Annotated in this window: 15 protein-coding genes; 8 read left to right on the top strand and 7 right to left on the bottom strand. The window is 67.1% G+C overall.

Annotated features, from left to right (window positions below; all coding sequences use genetic code 11):
- Window positions 1-318, bottom strand: coding sequence for a hypothetical protein (locus tag ACQPZ2_RS18270; RefSeq protein ID WP_040691888.1), 318 nt, complete (start codon window positions 316-318; stop codon window positions 1-3).
- A gap of 163 nt (window positions 319-481) precedes the next feature.
- Here ACQPZ2_RS18270 and ACQPZ2_RS18275 point away from each other — a divergent pair, with 163 nt between their 5' ends.
- The 3 genes from ACQPZ2_RS18275 to ACQPZ2_RS18285 all read left to right on the top strand — a co-directional run bounded on the left by ACQPZ2_RS18275 (window position 482) and on the right by ACQPZ2_RS18285 (window position 2,721).
- The gene (locus tag ACQPZ2_RS18275) at window positions 482-874 is read left to right on the top strand and encodes a hypothetical protein (protein ID WP_433526627.1); all 393 of its coding nucleotides are present in this window, start codon (window positions 482-484) and stop codon (window positions 872-874) included.
- 109 nt (window positions 875-983) lie between these two features.
- Window positions 984-1,349 (top strand): nuclear transport factor 2 family protein, encoded by a 366-nt coding sequence (locus tag ACQPZ2_RS18280; protein WP_433526628.1) that lies wholly within the window; start codon window positions 984-986, stop codon window positions 1,347-1,349.
- 469 nt (window positions 1,350-1,818) lie between these two features.
- A complete protein-coding gene (locus tag ACQPZ2_RS18285; protein WP_433527459.1) occupies window positions 1,819-2,721 on the top strand; it encodes a S1C family serine protease in 903 nt (300 codons plus the stop codon).
- 224 nt (window positions 2,722-2,945) lie between these two features.
- On the opposite strand, the gene ACQPZ2_RS18290 is transcribed toward ACQPZ2_RS18285, so the two are convergent.
- Window positions 2,946-3,629 (bottom strand): TVP38/TMEM64 family protein, encoded by a 684-nt coding sequence (locus ACQPZ2_RS18290; protein WP_433526629.1) that lies wholly within the window; start codon window positions 3,627-3,629, stop codon window positions 2,946-2,948.
- Between the two features lie 175 nt (window positions 3,630-3,804).
- Here ACQPZ2_RS18290 and ACQPZ2_RS18295 point away from each other — a divergent pair, with 175 nt between their 5' ends.
- The 3 genes from ACQPZ2_RS18295 to meaB are packed head-to-tail and all read left to right on the top strand — an operon-like array spanning window position 3,805 to window position 8,992.
- Complete coding sequence (locus ACQPZ2_RS18295; RefSeq protein ID WP_433526630.1) at window positions 3,805-5,652, top strand: methylmalonyl-CoA mutase family protein; 1,848 nt, start codon at window positions 3,805-3,807, stop codon at window positions 5,650-5,652.
- The gene (gene scpA, locus ACQPZ2_RS18300) at window positions 5,652-7,952 is read left to right on the top strand and encodes a methylmalonyl-CoA mutase (RefSeq protein WP_433526631.1); all 2,301 of its coding nucleotides are present in this window, start codon (window positions 5,652-5,654) and stop codon (window positions 7,950-7,952) included. The genes ACQPZ2_RS18295 and scpA overlap by 1 nt, the downstream gene beginning before the upstream one ends.
- Window positions 7,949-8,992: a methylmalonyl Co-A mutase-associated GTPase MeaB gene (meaB, locus tag ACQPZ2_RS18305; RefSeq protein ID WP_433526632.1), complete on the top strand. Its 1,044-nt coding sequence runs from the start codon at window positions 7,949-7,951 to the stop codon at window positions 8,990-8,992. Before scpA ends, meaB begins: the two co-directional genes overlap by 4 nt.
- Window positions 8,993-9,029: 37 nt before the next feature.
- On the opposite strand, the gene ACQPZ2_RS18310 is transcribed toward meaB, so the two are convergent.
- Window positions 9,030-9,524: a MarR family winged helix-turn-helix transcriptional regulator gene (locus ACQPZ2_RS18310; RefSeq protein WP_433526633.1), complete on the bottom strand. Its 495-nt coding sequence runs from the start codon at window positions 9,522-9,524 to the stop codon at window positions 9,030-9,032.
- Window positions 9,525-9,643: 119 nt separating this feature from the next.
- Here ACQPZ2_RS18310 and ACQPZ2_RS18315 point away from each other — a divergent pair, with 119 nt between their 5' ends.
- Window positions 9,644-10,285, top strand: a complete 642-nt coding sequence (locus ACQPZ2_RS18315) for an NAD(P)-dependent oxidoreductase (RefSeq protein WP_433526634.1) — start codon at window positions 9,644-9,646, stop codon at window positions 10,283-10,285.
- Window positions 10,286-10,288: 3 nt separating this feature from the next.
- On the opposite strand, the gene ACQPZ2_RS18320 is transcribed toward ACQPZ2_RS18315, so the two are convergent.
- From ACQPZ2_RS18320 to ACQPZ2_RS18330, 3 genes are read right to left on the bottom strand one after another with little or no spacing between them, the layout of a single operon-like run.
- Entirely contained in the window at window positions 10,289-11,176 is an 888-nt protein-coding gene (locus tag ACQPZ2_RS18320) for an amidohydrolase family protein (RefSeq protein WP_433526635.1), read from the bottom strand.
- Window positions 11,173-12,201, bottom strand: a complete 1,029-nt coding sequence (locus tag ACQPZ2_RS18325; RefSeq protein WP_433527460.1) for a nucleoside hydrolase — start codon at window positions 12,199-12,201, stop codon at window positions 11,173-11,175. Before ACQPZ2_RS18325 ends, ACQPZ2_RS18320 begins: the two co-directional genes overlap by 4 nt.
- Window positions 12,202-12,250: 49 nt before the next feature.
- Window positions 12,251-13,456: an FAD-dependent monooxygenase gene (locus ACQPZ2_RS18330; protein WP_433526636.1), complete on the bottom strand. Its 1,206-nt coding sequence runs from the start codon at window positions 13,454-13,456 to the stop codon at window positions 12,251-12,253.
- 101 nt (window positions 13,457-13,557) lie between these two features.
- On the opposite strand from ACQPZ2_RS18330, the gene ACQPZ2_RS18335 reads away from it, so the two are divergent.
- Window positions 13,558-14,130 carry a TetR family transcriptional regulator gene (locus ACQPZ2_RS18335; RefSeq protein WP_433526637.1) on the top strand — a complete coding sequence of 191 codons (573 nt, stop codon included), beginning with the start codon at window positions 13,558-13,560 and terminating at the stop codon, window positions 14,128-14,130.
- 21 nt (window positions 14,131-14,151) lie between these two features.
- On the opposite strand, the gene ACQPZ2_RS18340 is transcribed toward ACQPZ2_RS18335, so the two are convergent.
- Complete coding sequence (locus tag ACQPZ2_RS18340; RefSeq protein ID WP_433526638.1) at window positions 14,152-15,498, bottom strand: CoA transferase; 1,347 nt, start codon at window positions 15,496-15,498, stop codon at window positions 14,152-14,154.
- Window positions 15,499-15,515 lie beyond the last annotated feature (17 nt).

Here is a 15,515-nt window from a genome sequence, read left to right on the forward strand (position 1 = left end):
TTACCATTCCCACGGGCTCTGTCCGACCGGGACCGCGACCGCGGTTTCGTGCTCGGGAATCCGCATGTGCGCCAAGGCATCCGGATCGGTGATCGGCTGTCCGGCGAGGGTGAAGGAACCGTGCCCGGAATCGAGCAGCGGAGCGCCGATGTAGGTGCCGGGCTGCAGCCAGCCGAGCAGCATATGCGGTATTTCGACGCGGTTCGCGTCATGGGCTACCCGGTAGCCCTGCACGAGATATAGATGTCGATCCTCATCGATCCACAGCCGGGGCGAGCCGGTGTTGTTGGTGGGTCCGCCGAGCAGTTGTATACGCATCAGAGTGGCCTCGTCTCGCGTGGGTATTGCGCTGGCTGCTCACCATCGTCGCCGGTCAGCGTCAAATGGGTCAACAACTTCCGCAAATCCCCGCAAAACCATGGTGCCGCGCCCGGCCGCTTTTCTACCGTTCTGGTTGGTGCTGGCAGACAGGTGTGGTGACATGAGCGGGTCGGAATCATGGGAGGTTGTCGGGCGGTTGGCAAGCGAAACGGGGGCACTCGGTAACGGGGTGTCGACCAAACCGTGGGCGATCGGGTTCGTGCGGTGGGATATTTCGGGATCGATGGTGGATCACGATGTGCGGGCGACCCGCTGCTGCGCGGCTCGAATGGGGTACGAGTTGGTCTCGATGAAGGTGGGGCCGCAGGGCGATCCGGTCGCACGGCTGCTCGCAGCCATCGTGCGCTGCGGTGCGCGTGCGGTCATCGTGCCGAGCAGAGAACACATCTGGGCGTCGCGGCGCGCGGTCACCGAGATCTGCGATCTGGTCGTGGTCGCCGGAGACACGGTGTGGGAGCGCGGCCATCAGTGGCCGCGGTGGTTCGCGCGCTGATCCTTACCTCGCGCGTAATCGACTCCGTGATCGGCAGCGGGCAAGGTTGAGGTATCCGCCGGAGCTTTCCGGCGGGACCGAAATACCTTCCAGCAGAGGATGATTCGCTATGTCTCAGTACGAGGATGCGGTGCGGCGCTACTTCACGGCATGGAATGCCGCCGATGACGAGGTGCGCGCCGTGGCGGTGGCCGCGGCCTGGCGCGAGGACGGTTTCTACACCGATCCGCTGGCCGATGTCGCCGGACACGAGCAACTGACCGCGGCCATCGGGGGCGTGCACCAGCAGTTCCCCGGATTCGAATTCCGGCAGCTCGGTGCGGTCGACGGACACCACAGCACCGCCCGGTTCTCCTGGGAGCTGGTTTCGGCCGACGGGAGCGCGCCGGTCGCCGGGACGGATGTGATCACTCTCGCCGAGGACGGCCGGATCATCGGCGTGCACGGCTTCCTGGATCGCGTGCCCGGCGCGTAGTCGAACGAATCTCCACCAACCGCGTGGTTCGCGCGCATCAGCTCGGCCGGCGAGGGCCGGGCAGGTGCTGCACGGCGGCGGGGCGCGGCTGATGACGCTCGGCCGCTCGGAGCAGGTGCGGGCGCGGTGGCATCGCGGGCTTCCTCGGGCAGGTGGCGGTGACGACCAACTGGCACCCCCCGCTCCGTCGCGCCCCGGACGCCCGCACTCGATGCCGTCTGAGACGGTTTGGGTAAAGGTTGTGCGCGGCCGCGCTGCCTCGGCGGGCGTTGGTGAACGTCGGATGAATCCGGTTGCGCCTGTGGCGAACACGCTGCAGCGGACGATGCCGCGGAGGATGCTGGAGAGGGCGGCCTAGATATCGAGTGCGCGCCCGATGAGCAGGATGGTGGTCAGCGTGGACGACGAGTCGGTCCCGTTGCCGGGTCCGGAAGACACCACACGGCAACGGGATCTGGATGATTCGGCGATGGACGCGTACTCGCGGTCGGTCATCGCCGTCGCGGCGTCGGTCACCCCGCATGTGGCGAGTGTGCGAACCCGGCGGGGGAGTGGATCCGCGGTGGTCTTCACCGATGACGGATTCCTGCTGACCAACGCGCATGTGGTCGGCTCGGCGAGCAGCGGCGATGTGGTGTTCGCGGACGGTGTGGAATCGCGCATCGACGTCGTCGGCATCGATCCGCTCTCCGATCTCGCGGTGCTGCGCGCCCGCGCCGGTGCACCGGGTGCGGTGGTGCTCGGCGATGCGGACAAGCTGGTGGTCGGCCAATTGGTGGTGGCGGTCGGGAGTCCGCTGGGGTTGGCGGGTTCGGTGACCGCGGGCGTGGTGAGCGCGCTGGGGCGAGCTGTTCCAGTCGCTTCCCGCCGGGCCGGTCGGGTGATCGAGGACGTCATCCAAACCGATGCCGCCCTGAATCCGGGCAATTCCGGTGGCGCACTTGCGGATTCATCGGGACGGGTGGTCGGTGTCAATACCGCGGTCGCGGGCGTCGGACTCGGCCTGGCCATCCCGATCAACGCCACCACTCGCCGCATCATCAGCACCCTGCTGAAAGACGGCCGGGTGCGCCGCGCCTACCTGGGCCTGGTCGGTGTTCCGGCTCCATTGCCCGCCTCGGTCGCCGCCCGGACCGGCCAACATGCCGGTGTCCGCATCGTCGAAGTCGTCCGCGGCGGCCCCGCCGATCACGCGGGGCTGCGCCGCGGCGACCTCGTGCTCAGCGTCGCCCGCTCGGAAGTGGCCGACGCTCAGGGCATCCAACGCCAACTCTTCGGCGACGCCATCGGGGTCTCGATGCCGGTGACGGTATTGCGCAATGGCGCGATGGTCGATGTCTTCGCCATCCCGATCGAGTTGACCGTGGAATAGCTCAGGTTGTCATCGGCCCCACGGTCGGATGACGTCGTCGGCTAGATCTTCGCGGGGGTCTTGGTTCCAGTTGTCGTGGTTGTTGCCGTTCGGCCCTGGTTCGACTGCGTGTACCGCCATCGTTCGTCACCTCCCTTCGAGCGGTCGTTGCTGTTGCGGGTTAGCCGTCCGCGCGCAACCGCAAACCGGAATCGATGCAAGGCGTTGCATACGCCGCTCGGGCGTCAGTCGGTCACGGTGACCGGGGCGGTCTCGAGATCCGGTTCGCGGGTTTGTGACCAGCGTGCATCGACGATCAGACCGATGATGCCGATGGCGATGAGCGCCCCGGAGACCACGAGCATGCCGGGGTGGGTACGTCCGGTGAGCGCATCGCCGAGGATGACGGTGCCGATGGTCCCAGGAAGGATGCCGATGACGGTGGCGATCAGGTATGGCCAGAAACGGATCGAGGAGAGGGCGCAGCAGTAGTTGATCACTGAGAACGGTGCGAAGGCGATCAGGCGCAGCGAGCCGACGGCGAGCCAGCCGCGGCGTTCGAGGCGTTCATCGATGGACCGGACCGCCGGATGGGTGAGGTGGGCGGCCACTCGATCGCGATCCAGCGCGCGGACGAGCAGAATCGCCAGTGCGGCGCTGACGGTGGTCGCCGAGGCGGCCAGGACGATGCCGAGCGCGGGGCCGAACAGGACGCCCGCGCTCACCGTCAGCACGGTCCGTGGGATCGGAGCGACCGTGACCAGCGCATGGACCACGAAGAACAGTAGTGGGAAGATCGGGCCGACCGAGGTGGCCCAGTCCTGCATCTGCTGCGGTGTCGGTAGCGGGACCAGCATGGCCGCGATGAACAGCGCCACGCCACCGACGAGCAGGGTCAGGATGCGTGGGTCACGGATGAGCCTGAGCACCGCGCAAGGTTACCCGTTGGTAGTGGCGGCCACGGTCAACCGGCTGTGGAGCTGCCGCTAGCATCGAAGGAAACGGGACGAATGCTCGTTAACCGATGTGCTCGCTGAGCTGGGCGAATGCAACGGTTTCGGGCGCACGCGAGGGTGTGCGCCGAGGAGAAGAGGAACAGCAGCTATGCCGATTGCTTCAGAGCCGGTGCCCGATTACGCCGCATGGCGCAAGGGCGTGGCGGGGGTGCTGGCGAAGGCCCGCAGGGTCGACGTCGCCGAACTTCCGGAGGAGCCAGAAAAGCTGCTCGAGGAACAGACCTACGACGGTCTGACCATCGCCCCGCTGTACACCCGCGGGGATGAGCGGCCCGAACTGCCGCTGCCTGGTGAATATCCGTTCGTCCGTGGCCGCGACGCCACCAGGGACGTGCATCGCGGCTGGTATGTCAGCGCCTTCATCGGCGCGGCCGATGGCGCCGCGGCGAATCGCGAGATCCTGGCCGCACTGGAGAACGGGATCAGTGCACTGTGGCTCGGCGCGGGCGAGCGCGGTGTGCCGGTGGCCGAACTGCCCGCGGCCCTGTCGGGTCTGCTGTTCGAACTGGCGCCGCTGACACTCGCCGCGGGGGACGCGGTTTCCGCAGCGGCACAACAGGTCTTCGCGCAGCTCGACGATTACCAGGTGGCGGACCGGACCGAAATTCGAGTCGCATTGGGCGCGGCCCCGCTCACCAGTCGCTTCGCCGGAACCGCCGATATCGAACTGGCGGAGGCCATCGCCCTGGCCGGTCAGGCGGTGCAGCGTCCGGAGACCGTGCGCGCTATCACCGTGGATGGCACCGTCTTTCACGATGCGGGCGCTTCGGACGCCCAGGAGCTCGGTGCGGCGGTGGCCGCCGGTCTGGCCTACCTGCGCGCACTCGCCGAGGCCGGTCAGGACATCGCGGATGCCTTCGAGCAGTTGGAGTTCCGCTTCGCCGCGACCGACGACCAGTTCGCCACCATCGCGAAATTCCGTGCGGCCCGCCAGCTCTGGGCCCGCGTCGCGCATGTGTGCGGCGCACCCGCATTCGGTGACGCCCCGCAGCATGCGGTGACCTCCGCCGCGATGATGACCCAGCGCGACCCGTGGGTGAATATGCTGCGCACCACCCTCGCGGCCTTCGGCGCGGGAGTCGGTGGCGCGGACGCGGTCACGGTGCTGCCCTTCGATTCGGCACTGCCGCCCGGCGAACTCGGCGTCTCGAAGTCGTTCGCCGACCGCATGGCTCGCAATACCCAGCTGCTGCTGCTCGAGGAGTCGCACCTCGGTCATGTGCAGGATCCGGGCGCCGGTTCCTGGTACGTCGAGGATCTCACCGCCGCACTCGCCGCCAAGGCATGGGAGTTCATGCAGGAGCTCGAGGCCGCGGGCGGTTACCTGGCCGCACTGGACTCCGGCCTGCTCGCCGAGCGGATCGCCGCGACCCGGTCGGCCCGGGACGCCGATGTGGCACACCGCAAGACGGCGGTCACCGGTGTCAACGAATTCCCGAACCTGGCCGAACAGCCGCTGTCCGAGGCCGCGCGCCGGCCCGGACAGGTAGTTCGCTACGGCGCCGCCTTCGAGGCGCTGCGCAATCGCTCGGATGCCTACCTCGCCGCCAAGGGTGCGCGACCGCGTGCGCTGCTGGTGCCGCTGGGAACGGTGGCCGAGCACAATGTGCGGGTCACCTTCATTGCGAACCTGCTGGCCTCGGGCGGTATCGAGTCGATCAACCCCGGTCCGCTGGATGTGGCCGGAATCGGTACGGCGGCAACCGAATCCGGTGCCACGATCGCCGTATTGTGTGGTTCGGACAAGCGTTACTCAGAGCAGGCAGGTCCGGCGGCCGAGCAGTTGCGTGCCGCCGGTATCGAGACGGTGCTGCTGGCCGGTGCGGAAAAGGCCGTCGCCGACCTCGGCGCCGCACAGCGCCCCGACGGTTATCTCGCGGCCCGCATCGATGCGGTGGCCGCACTGTCCGACCTGTTGGAGAAGGTGGGAGCCTGATGACATTGAGTCATATCGACAAGCCGGGCGAAATCGACGAGCCGGGCGGCATCGAGCACCGTATCGGCAGTTTCGCCGAGGTGCCGCTGTCCGAACGTCCGGCCGAACCCGCCGACGTCGGCTCCGCACAGGTCGACGCCTATGTGCGCGCCGCCGCCGAGGCGAACAACTACACCCCCGAACAGTTGGTGTGGTCGACGCCCGAAGGTATCGACGTGCCACCGGTTTTCACCAAGGCCGACCGCGATGCCATTGCGGCCGAAGGGTATCCGCTCGACAGCGTGCCCGGTATCGCGCCGTTCCTGCGCGGTCCGTACCCGACGATGTACGTGAACCAGCCATGGACCATTCGCCAGTACGCGGGCTTCTCCACCGCCGCGGATTCGAATGCCTTCTATCGCCGCAATCTGCAGGCGGGCCAGAAGGGTCTGTCGGTCGCCTTCGACCTGGCCACCCACCGCGGCTACGACTCCGATCACCCACGCGTCCAGGGTGATGTCGGGATGGCTGGTGTGGCCATCGATTCCATTCTCGACATGCGTCAGCTCTTCGACCACATCCCGCTGGATCAGGTCTCGGTGTCGATGACCATGAACGGCGCGGTGCTGCCGATCCTCGCGCTCTATGTGGTCGCGGCCGAGGAACAGGGCGTCGCACCGGAACAGCTGGCCGGAACCATTCAGAACGACATTCTGAAAGAGTTCATGGTCCGCAATACCTACATCTACCCGCCCAAGCCCTCGATGCGGATCATCTCCGACATCTTCGCCTACACCAGCGCGAAGATGCCGAAGTTCAACTCGATCTCCATCTCCGGCTACCACATCCAGGAGGCCGGAGCCACGGCCGATCTGGAATTGGCCTACACCCTCGCCGACGGTGTCGAGTACATTCGCGCGGGTATCGCCGCGGGCATGGAGGTCGACAAGTTCGCGCCGCGACTGTCGTTCTTCTGGGCCATCGGCATGAACTTCTTCATGGAGGTCGCCAAACTCCGTGCGGGACGGCTGCTCTGGAGTGAGCTGGTCGCGAAGTTCGAGCCAAAGAGCGCGAAATCGCTTTCGTTGCGGACGCATTCGCAGACTTCGGGTTGGTCGCTGACCGCGCAGGACGCCTACAACAATGTGGCGCGCACCTGCATCGAGGCGATGGCCGCGACCCAGGGCCACACCCAGTCGCTGCACACCAACGCTCTCGACGAGGCGCTGGCCCTGCCGACGGACTTCTCCGCGCGTATCGCCCGCAATACCCAGCTGCTGATTCAGCAGGAGTCCAACACCACGCGCCCGATCGACCCCTGGGGTGGTTCGTACTACGTGGAATGGCTCACCCACCAGCTGGCCAACCGCGCCCGCGCGCATATCGCCGAGGTCGAGGCGCACGGCGGGATGGCGCAGGCGATCGGTGAGGGCATCCCGAAGCTGCGCATCGAGGAGGCGGCCGCTCGCACGCAGGCGCGCATCGATACCGGTCAGCAGCCCGTGATCGGTGTGAACAAGTACCAGGTCGAAGAAGACCAGCAGGTCGAGGTCCTCAAGGTCGAGAATTCGCGGGTGCGCGCCGAACAGATCGAGAAACTGAACCGGCTTCGCGCCGAACGCGATTCGGCCGAGGTGGAACGGGCGCTGGGCGAATTGTCCCGTGCGGCGGCCTCTTCCGAGGGTGGCATGGAGAACAACCTGCTCGCGCTGGCCATCAACGCCGCGCGCGCCAAGGCTACCGTCGGTGAGATCTCCGATGCGCTGGAAAAGGTGTACGGCCGCCACCAGGCCGAGATCCGTACGCTCTCCGGTGTGTACCGCGACGAGGCCGGGAAGGTGACAAATATCAGCAAGGCGATCGAACTCGTCGAGGAATTCGCCGAGGCGGAGGGCCGTCGGCCGCGCATCCTGGTCGCCAAGATGGGCCAGGACGGGCACGACCGAGGTCAGAAGGTGATCGCCACGGCCTTCGCCGACCTGGGCTTCGACGTCGATGTGGGCCCGCTGTTCCAGACCCCGGAAGAGGTGGCGCAGCAGGCGGCCGATAACGACGTGCACGTCGTCGGTGTGTCCTCGCTGGCGGCCGGCCACCTCACGCTGGTGCCCGCCCTGCGGCAGGCACTGGCCGATGTCGGGCGACCCGACATCATGGTCATCGTCGGCGGCGTCATCCCGCCCGGTGACTTCGACGAGCTGTACGCGGCGGGTGCGGCGGCGATCTTCCCGCCCGGCACGGTTATCGCGGACGCCGCGATCGATCTGCTGAAGAAGTTGGCGGGCGAACTCGGTCACGAGATCGGCGGCGGCAGCGGCGAATGACTCCAGCATCGCGCAGCGATTCGAGCAGCGGTGGTGGTCGGGCGACGGGTGCGAAGCGCGTCATAGATGTCGACGCACTCGCGCAGGCGGTCAGCTCTCAGGAGCGGGCCGCCCTTGCCCGGGCCATCACCCTGGTCGAGTCGACCAGGGCCGATCATCGGGAGCTCGCACAGCAGCTACTGCTGCAGCTGACCCCGCCGACCGATACGGTCACCTCGAATCGTGTCGGTATCACCGGTGTTCCCGGCGTCGGCAAGTCGACGTTCATCGATGCGCTGGGTATGGATCTGATCGGCAAGGGGCATCGGGTCGCGGTGCTGGCCGTCGACCCGTCCTCCACCCGCACCGGCGGCTCCATCCTGGGTGACAAGACCCGCATGGCACGACTGTCGTTGGAGCGCAACGCCTATATCCGGCCCTCGCCGACCGCGGGCACCCTCGGCGGTGTCGCCAAGGCGACCCGCGAGACCATCGTGGTGCTCGAGGCCGCGGGCTACGACGTGATCCTGGTGGAGACCGTCGGTGTCGGCCAGTCCGAGGTGACGGTCGCCAATATGGTCGACGTGTTCTGTTTTCTGACCCTGGCCCGCACCGGAGATCAGTTGCAGGGCATCAAGAAAGGTGTCCTGGAACTCGCCGACTTGGTCGCGGTGAACAAGGCCGACGGCAAACACGAGATCGAGGCCAAGGCGGCCGCCCGCGAATTGGCCGGGGCGCTGCGCCTCATCCATCCGCACGACGCGCTCTGGCGCCCGCCGGTGCTCACCATGAGCGGTCTGGAAGGCCATGGGCTGGACAAGTTCTGGGACACCGTCCTCGAACACCGCCGGGTGCTCACCGAGGCCGGTGAATTCGCCGAAAAGCGCCGCCGCCAACAGGTCGACTGGACCTGGACCATGGTGCACGACCAACTGCTGCGCCGCCTCGCGGAGAACCCGAACGTCAAAGCCATTCGCGCGCAAGTGGAGAAGCAGGTGCGCGACGGAACATCGACCGCCGCACTGGCCGCCGAGCAGCTCCTCGCCGCCTTCGACAGTTGAGGTGGTGACACCCCGCCGCGGGGTGTCGCCCAGTGCGTCAGACCGAATCGCCGTGGGCCTCGAGCAGGGTGCGCAAAGCGGTCGCGAGTTGCTTGCGCTGTGCGGGCGTGAGGGGTTCGAGCAGGCGGGCCTCGGTGGCGACGTGGTCGGGGAGTGCCGCATCGATGAGTTCGCGCCCAGCATCGGTGAGTGTGACGTGCACGCCGCGCCCATCGTGTTCGCTGCGTGCGCGGGTGACGAGGCCGCGTTCCTCCAGGCGGTCCAGACGTTGGGTGACACCTCCAGAGGTGATCATCGCCGAACGCATGAGTTCGGTGGGGGTGAGGCGGTGGGGTGGATCGCTGCGACGCAGGGTGGCGAGCACGTCGAAGGAGGCGGCGTCGAGTCCGTGCGCGGCGAAGGTTTTGCGTAGCTCGGTGCCGACCACCTGGGACAGCCTGGTCAATCTGCCGAGGACGGCCATCGGCGAGACGTCCAGGTCGGGACGCTGTATGCGCCATTGATCGAGCACCCGTTCGACATGATCTGTCACGCCCGCAGCCTAGCTAATACCTCAGCAGTGAGGTATCTCATAGCCGGGAATTGCTTAACGCTAAGCTATGTTCCTAGGGCTGAGTAATTGATCCAGATCCGGATGGAAGGCGAATCATCATGCGTATCACCGTATTCGGAGCAGCGGGCGACGTGGGCAGCCGAGTGGTGGCCGAGGCACTGGACCGTGGGCACGAAGTCACCGCGGTGGTCCGCGACCTCGCGCGTGCCGGTGCGGTAGCCGCCGCGGCGACGTTGCGCTCGGGTGATGCGGCGAACCTCGACGATGTCATATCCCTGAGCGGCGGACAGGACCTCGTGATCACCGCGACCCGCCCGGCACCCGGTCGCGAGCACGAACTGCCAGCCATCGCCTCGGTGCTGTTGTCGGGCTCGGCGCGCACCGGCGTGCGGCTGCTGGTGGTCGGCGGCGCGGCCACGCTGCTCATACCCGGCGACGACGCGCTGACGTTGCACGAAAGCCCGGATTTCCCGGTCGAATTGCGTGCCATCGCCCGCGCCTGCGCCGACCAGCTCGCCATCTGCCGTGCCGAAACCGCCGCCGACTGGACGTATCTGAGCCCGCCTGCCGAACTGGTGCCGGGTCGGCGAACCGGCGCCTACCGGCTCGGCACGGACGAACTGCTCACGAATGCCGACGGAGTCTCGGCGATGTCCATGGCGGATTTCGCGGTAGCGCTACTCGATGAGGCCGAGCGGCCCGCGCACCGGCGAACCAGATTCACCGTCGCATCGGTGTGAGTGTCAGGCGATGTCGAAGAGCCGTGCGGCATTTCGGTAGCAGACCTGCTGCAGCCAGGAATCACCCAGCTCCAGGCGCTCCAGCGCACTGATCGAATGCCCGTAGGAGTAAGGGATATTCGGAAAGTCGCTACCGAACAGAATGCGGTCACGCAACGAGTGCAGTCTGCCGTGCTCGGCGGCCGGAAAGGGTGCGGTGGCCTCGGTGAAATCGGTCCACACCATCGTCGTGTCCAGGTGCACACCCGGGTATTCCTCTGCCAGATCCAGGAATTCGGAGTACTCGGGTGTGCCCATATGCGCGATGATCAGCTGCAGGCGCGGATAGCGGTGCAGTAGACCGGCAATGGGTTCCGGTCCGGTGTACTCGCCGGGCGCGGGTCCGGAGCCGCAGTGGATCAGCACCGGTATCCCGGCGTCCTCGATCATGCCCCACACCGGATTCAGCAACGGATCACCGGGATGAAAATCGCCGACCTGCACATGCACCTTGAACACCCGGGCGCCGCGCTCGATCGCCGCCTCCACATAACTGTCCGCGTAATGTTCGGGATAGAACGTCGCCGTGTGCAGGCAGTCCGGGGTGCGTTCGGCGAAATCGGCGGTCCATTCGTTGAGCCACGCCGCCATATCCGGCTTGTGCGGATACACCAGCGAGGTGAACGCGCGAACACCGAAGCCGCGCAAAGTCTTCAAACGGACCTGTTCGTCGTCGCGGTAGGTGATCGGCCACTCCCGGCCGACCAGCGGACCGGCCGAATCGAAGTACGCCCACACCTTGGCCATGACCTGCTCCGGCATGAAATGCGTATGGACGTCGATGATTCCGGGCAGTTCCAGCCGGGTGTGGAAAGCGGTCAGGTAGGTATTGTCGTCGCTGTCACCGATCATCGAGCAGCCTCCTGCGGGTATACCGACCGCGCGAAGTCGCCCACCCGGGTGATCAATCGCTCGAAGAACACATCGGGGTCGGTGCCGACCACGATGTCGGCGTTGGGTTCTCGGCCCCACATGCCCGCCCAGTCCGCCACCGTGGTGGCCCGGGTGATGGCGCCGACGAGTTCGACATCGACTGTGGCAGGTCGCGTTACGGCGAGCGTCGGATCCAGCGCGACGGCCGCCGCGAACGGATCGTGCATATGCGCGAGATAGCCCTGGTCGTAGAGTTTGTGGAAATCGAAGTAGAACCGGACCGCATCGGTGAAGTGACGCACGATCGGATTGCTCGTCGCCGACCTGGCCTCCGGCGGATCGGTCTCCGAAACGAGCTCCACCGGCAGACTCCCCGCGCGTTCGGCGAGCTGCGCCACATGCTTCGGCCGCATTTCGATGGTCTCGGTGATATCGAGCGCGCACACGATCGGCCGCCGATCGGCGGGGGCGGCGGAGAAGGCGTCGAAGACCTCCTTGGCCGCCTCCGGATCCACATGCACATTCCATTCGTTGGTCGGCGTGGTGTTGCCCGGGTGATTGAAGGCTCCGCCCATGATCACCAGCCGCCGCAGCAGCAGCGGCAGCCGTGGTTCGAGGCGAAGGGCGAGCGCCAGATTCGTCAGCGGTCCCGTGCAGAGCCCGACGATCGCGCCGGGAGCCCCGCGCGCCAGCTCGACCCACATCTCGGCCGCCGACCGGGCCGAGATCGGCTGCGCGGATTGCGGCAGTTCCGCATATCCGACACCCTGCGGCCCATGCGTGTCCTCGGTGGTGCGCAGCGGGATCGCGAGCGGTTCCGGGGCACCGAGCGCGACCTCGATATCGGGTGCACGGCACACCTCCAGCCAGGCGAGATTGTTCGCCGCCACCTGCGGTGCGGGAACGTTGCCCGCGGTGGCGGCGATTCCGACGATCTCGGCCTCCGGGGAGGCGAGCAGGTAGAGAAGCGCGAGTGAATCATCGATCCCGGTATCGACATCCATGACGATCTTCTGCCGCACCAGTCGAGCCTAGCGAGCGGCCCCGGGCGGCTCAGTAGGTGGGCAGCACGTAGTCGTCGGTATTCGACATCATCCGCAGCATGACCGGGCGCATCACCCGCGAGGTCATCACCTTCATACTCGCGCGCGCCATCCGCGTGCCGAGGCGCGAGGTGGGCAGCATCATCTTGATGCCGCCACCGGGCAGCTCCTTGGCCTTGTCCAGGAACGGTTGGACGATCTCCTCGTAACGGTTCAGTGCGGTCGCGAGATCATTTGGGGCGACGGCGATTTCACCGGCCAAGACGTAGGCGCCGACGATGGCCATCGCGGTGCCCATACCGGTCATCGGGGAGCCACAGAAGCCGGAGTCGCCGAGCAGCGTGACCCGTCCGGTCGACAGCGACGGCATATCGACGCGCGCCAGCATGTCGAAGTAGAAGTCCGGGGTGGTGGTCATCGCGTCGAGGATGGCCGGGGCCTCCCATCCGGCCTCGGCCAGCATGTCGTGGATGAGCCGCTGCTGCGCGGCGACATCGCGGCGCAGTGCAGGATCGGCCTCGGTGCGCAGGGTGATGATCGCCTTCGAGGTGGCCGGATCGGCATCGGGTCGAATCGCGACCGCGGCACTGGGCACCGTATGCATCTTGAACCAGCCCGGCTCGGTTCCGGCGGGTGTCGGGATGGTGAAGAACGACATGTAGCCGCCGAGATAGGTGACGAACTGCTCCTCCGGTCCGAAGGCCAGCTGCCGGGTCGCCGAATGCACACCGTCCGCGCCGACGACCAGATCGAACCGCTCGGTCCGCCCCGATGCGAAGTCGACCTCGACGCCCGTATCGTCCTGGCGCAACGCCGCGATCCACTCGCCGTAGCGGTAATCGAGTTCGCCCGCCGTGCTGGCCAGTTCGGTGAGCAGTACCTGATTCAAATCGCCTCGGGTGATCTCGATTTCGGCCACCGGGCCCTTGCCGTCGAACATCTCCGCGGGCATCCGGGCGAACTCCCGGCCATTTTCGCCGACGTAGGCCATGCCGCGCTCGTCGAGCTGGTACTTGCGGATGCCCGGCATGAGACCCATCCGCTCGGCGACCTCGCGGCTCGGGCCGCGCAGGTCCACGGCCTGTCCACCCGGGCGTGGCTTCGGAGCGCGCTCGACGACGGTGGTTCGGACGCCCGCCCGCAGCAATTGCAATGCGAGTGCGTTGCCTGCGATGCCGCCGCCGCTGATGAGGATGTGGAGGGATGTGGTGCTCATGACCGGGCCAATCTCTCGAACGAATGTGTCAGACGTATGTCTAACACGAAGTTCGCACGAATGTCTAGTACAAATGTCTCAGGCGTGTGTAAGCTGGGATCATGGGAAACCGAGAAGACCTATTGGCGGGAGCGCGTAAGGCCATCATCGAACGTGGCGTGGCGAAGACGACCGCACGCGATATCGCGGCGGCGGCGGGTGTCAGCCTGGCCGCGATCGGCTATCACTTCGGGTCGAAGGATCGGCTGATCACCGAGGCGCTCGCAGAGGCGCTCGGCAACGATATCGGCGACCGGATGGAAGCTTTGATCCGCGCGGGCGGCGGTCAGTCGCCGCTCGAGGCGTTCACCCAGATGTGGAACGCGATGCCGCAGGTCTTCGAGGACAACCGGGACGGCATGCTGGCCAGTCTGGAGAATCTGGTGCGCGTCGCGCGGACACCGGAATCGCGGACGTTCATGGACGAAAGCCTCAACGGTGCATACGAGGACATCGGTCGAGCGGTCCGGGAATCCCGTCCCGACCTCGATGCGGACACCGCCCAGGCGATAGGTGAGCTGTATTTCGTGCTGACCCAGGGCCTCGGCATCCTGTGGACGATCACCGGGGGCGAGAACCTGCCCGACGGCGCGCGACTGGCCAAGGCGATTGCGGCCCTGGCCGGTGAGTCCTGAGCGCGTCGAACAGCGTGCGTGCTATCGGGTGTGCAGCGGCCACACCGGTCGATCCGCGCCGTAACGTGGTGCGGGCCACGCGTAATCCGGATACTCGGCGAGCACCGGTGCGGCGGTGGTGACATTGCCGTGGGTGACCGCCGCCATCGGACTCGGCGGCGCGGCCTGCGGATGACGCGGGGCGCGTCCGGGCGCGTCGAGGAGCCAGGATGCGGTGCGCGCCAACGCGACTCGGACATCGCGGCCGATACCGTCATGTGCGCGGGCGACCAGCGCATCGATCACCCCGGCGGCGAGCAGATAGCCGGAGGCGTGGTCGAGCGCCTGCGCGGGCAGCGTCCCTGGCACCGCGGGTGCGCCCTCGACGATCGAAATACCGGCCGCGGCCTGGACGATGCTGTCGAAACCGCGCCGCCGACCCCACGGGCCGGATTCGCCCCACGCCGATATCCGACCGTGTACGAGGCCGGGACGACGGGCGGCGGTGAGCCCGGCGTTTTCCAGTACGCCGGGTCGATATCCGGTGATCAGTACGTCGGCGGCGGCGAGCAGCTCGTTGAACAGCGGCAGGTGCCGGTGCAGATCCAGCAGTGTGGAGCGCTTGCCCTGGCAGGTGTCGTGGTATTGCCATGGGATCTCGGGTAGGTGCGGTGGGTCGATCCGCAGCACCTCGGCGCCGAGCAGCGCCAGGGTTCTGGTCGCGACGGGTCCGGCGATCACCCGGGTCAGATCGAGTACCCGGACCCCGCGCAACGGCTGCAATGGCGAGGCCCCGATCGGCAGGCCGAGTTCGCCACGGTCGATCCGGGTGTCGATCGCCACCAGCGGACCGGAGGCGGCGGCCGCACCCTGTGGGCTGTCCGCCCACTCCTGCTCGCTCCGCACCTGGACCGCGATGGCGCCGTGCGCGGCCGCACGTTCCTCGATATCGCGGGCCCGGCTCATCGCCATCTGCGCCACCGCGAGATCGACGGGGGCGTCGTCGGGCAGTCCGAGCGAGGCGAGCAATCGCGCGCGATGATGCGGATAGTTGGCGTGGGTGCGGACCCAGCCGTCGAAGGTGGGAAAGAATCCCGACAGATCGGCGAATACCTTGGCGGGCGCTCCGCCGACGCGCAGCAGGCGTTCACTGGAGAAGGCGGCGGTGATCCGGACCGGATCCAGCCGGTGCAGCACCGGATTCAGGTGGTGTGCGTCGCGGATTCGGTTCGCCGCCGCCGTCACCGCGGCCACCGATCCGGCGGCCAGCGCCCAAACCGGCAGCGTCGCAGCCAAACAGCTGCCCGGATCTGCGGCGGGGATGGTGCCGGAGGCCGGTACACCGATTCCGGCCTCGTAGTCGCGGACCAGCTGTTCGTGCGCAATCACGAGATCGAGGGTAGTTG

The organism is Nocardia pseudovaccinii (genome assembly GCF_050942345.1).
In the GTDB taxonomy this organism is placed as follows: domain Bacteria; phylum Actinomycetota; class Actinomycetes; order Mycobacteriales; family Mycobacteriaceae; genus Nocardia; species Nocardia pseudovaccinii.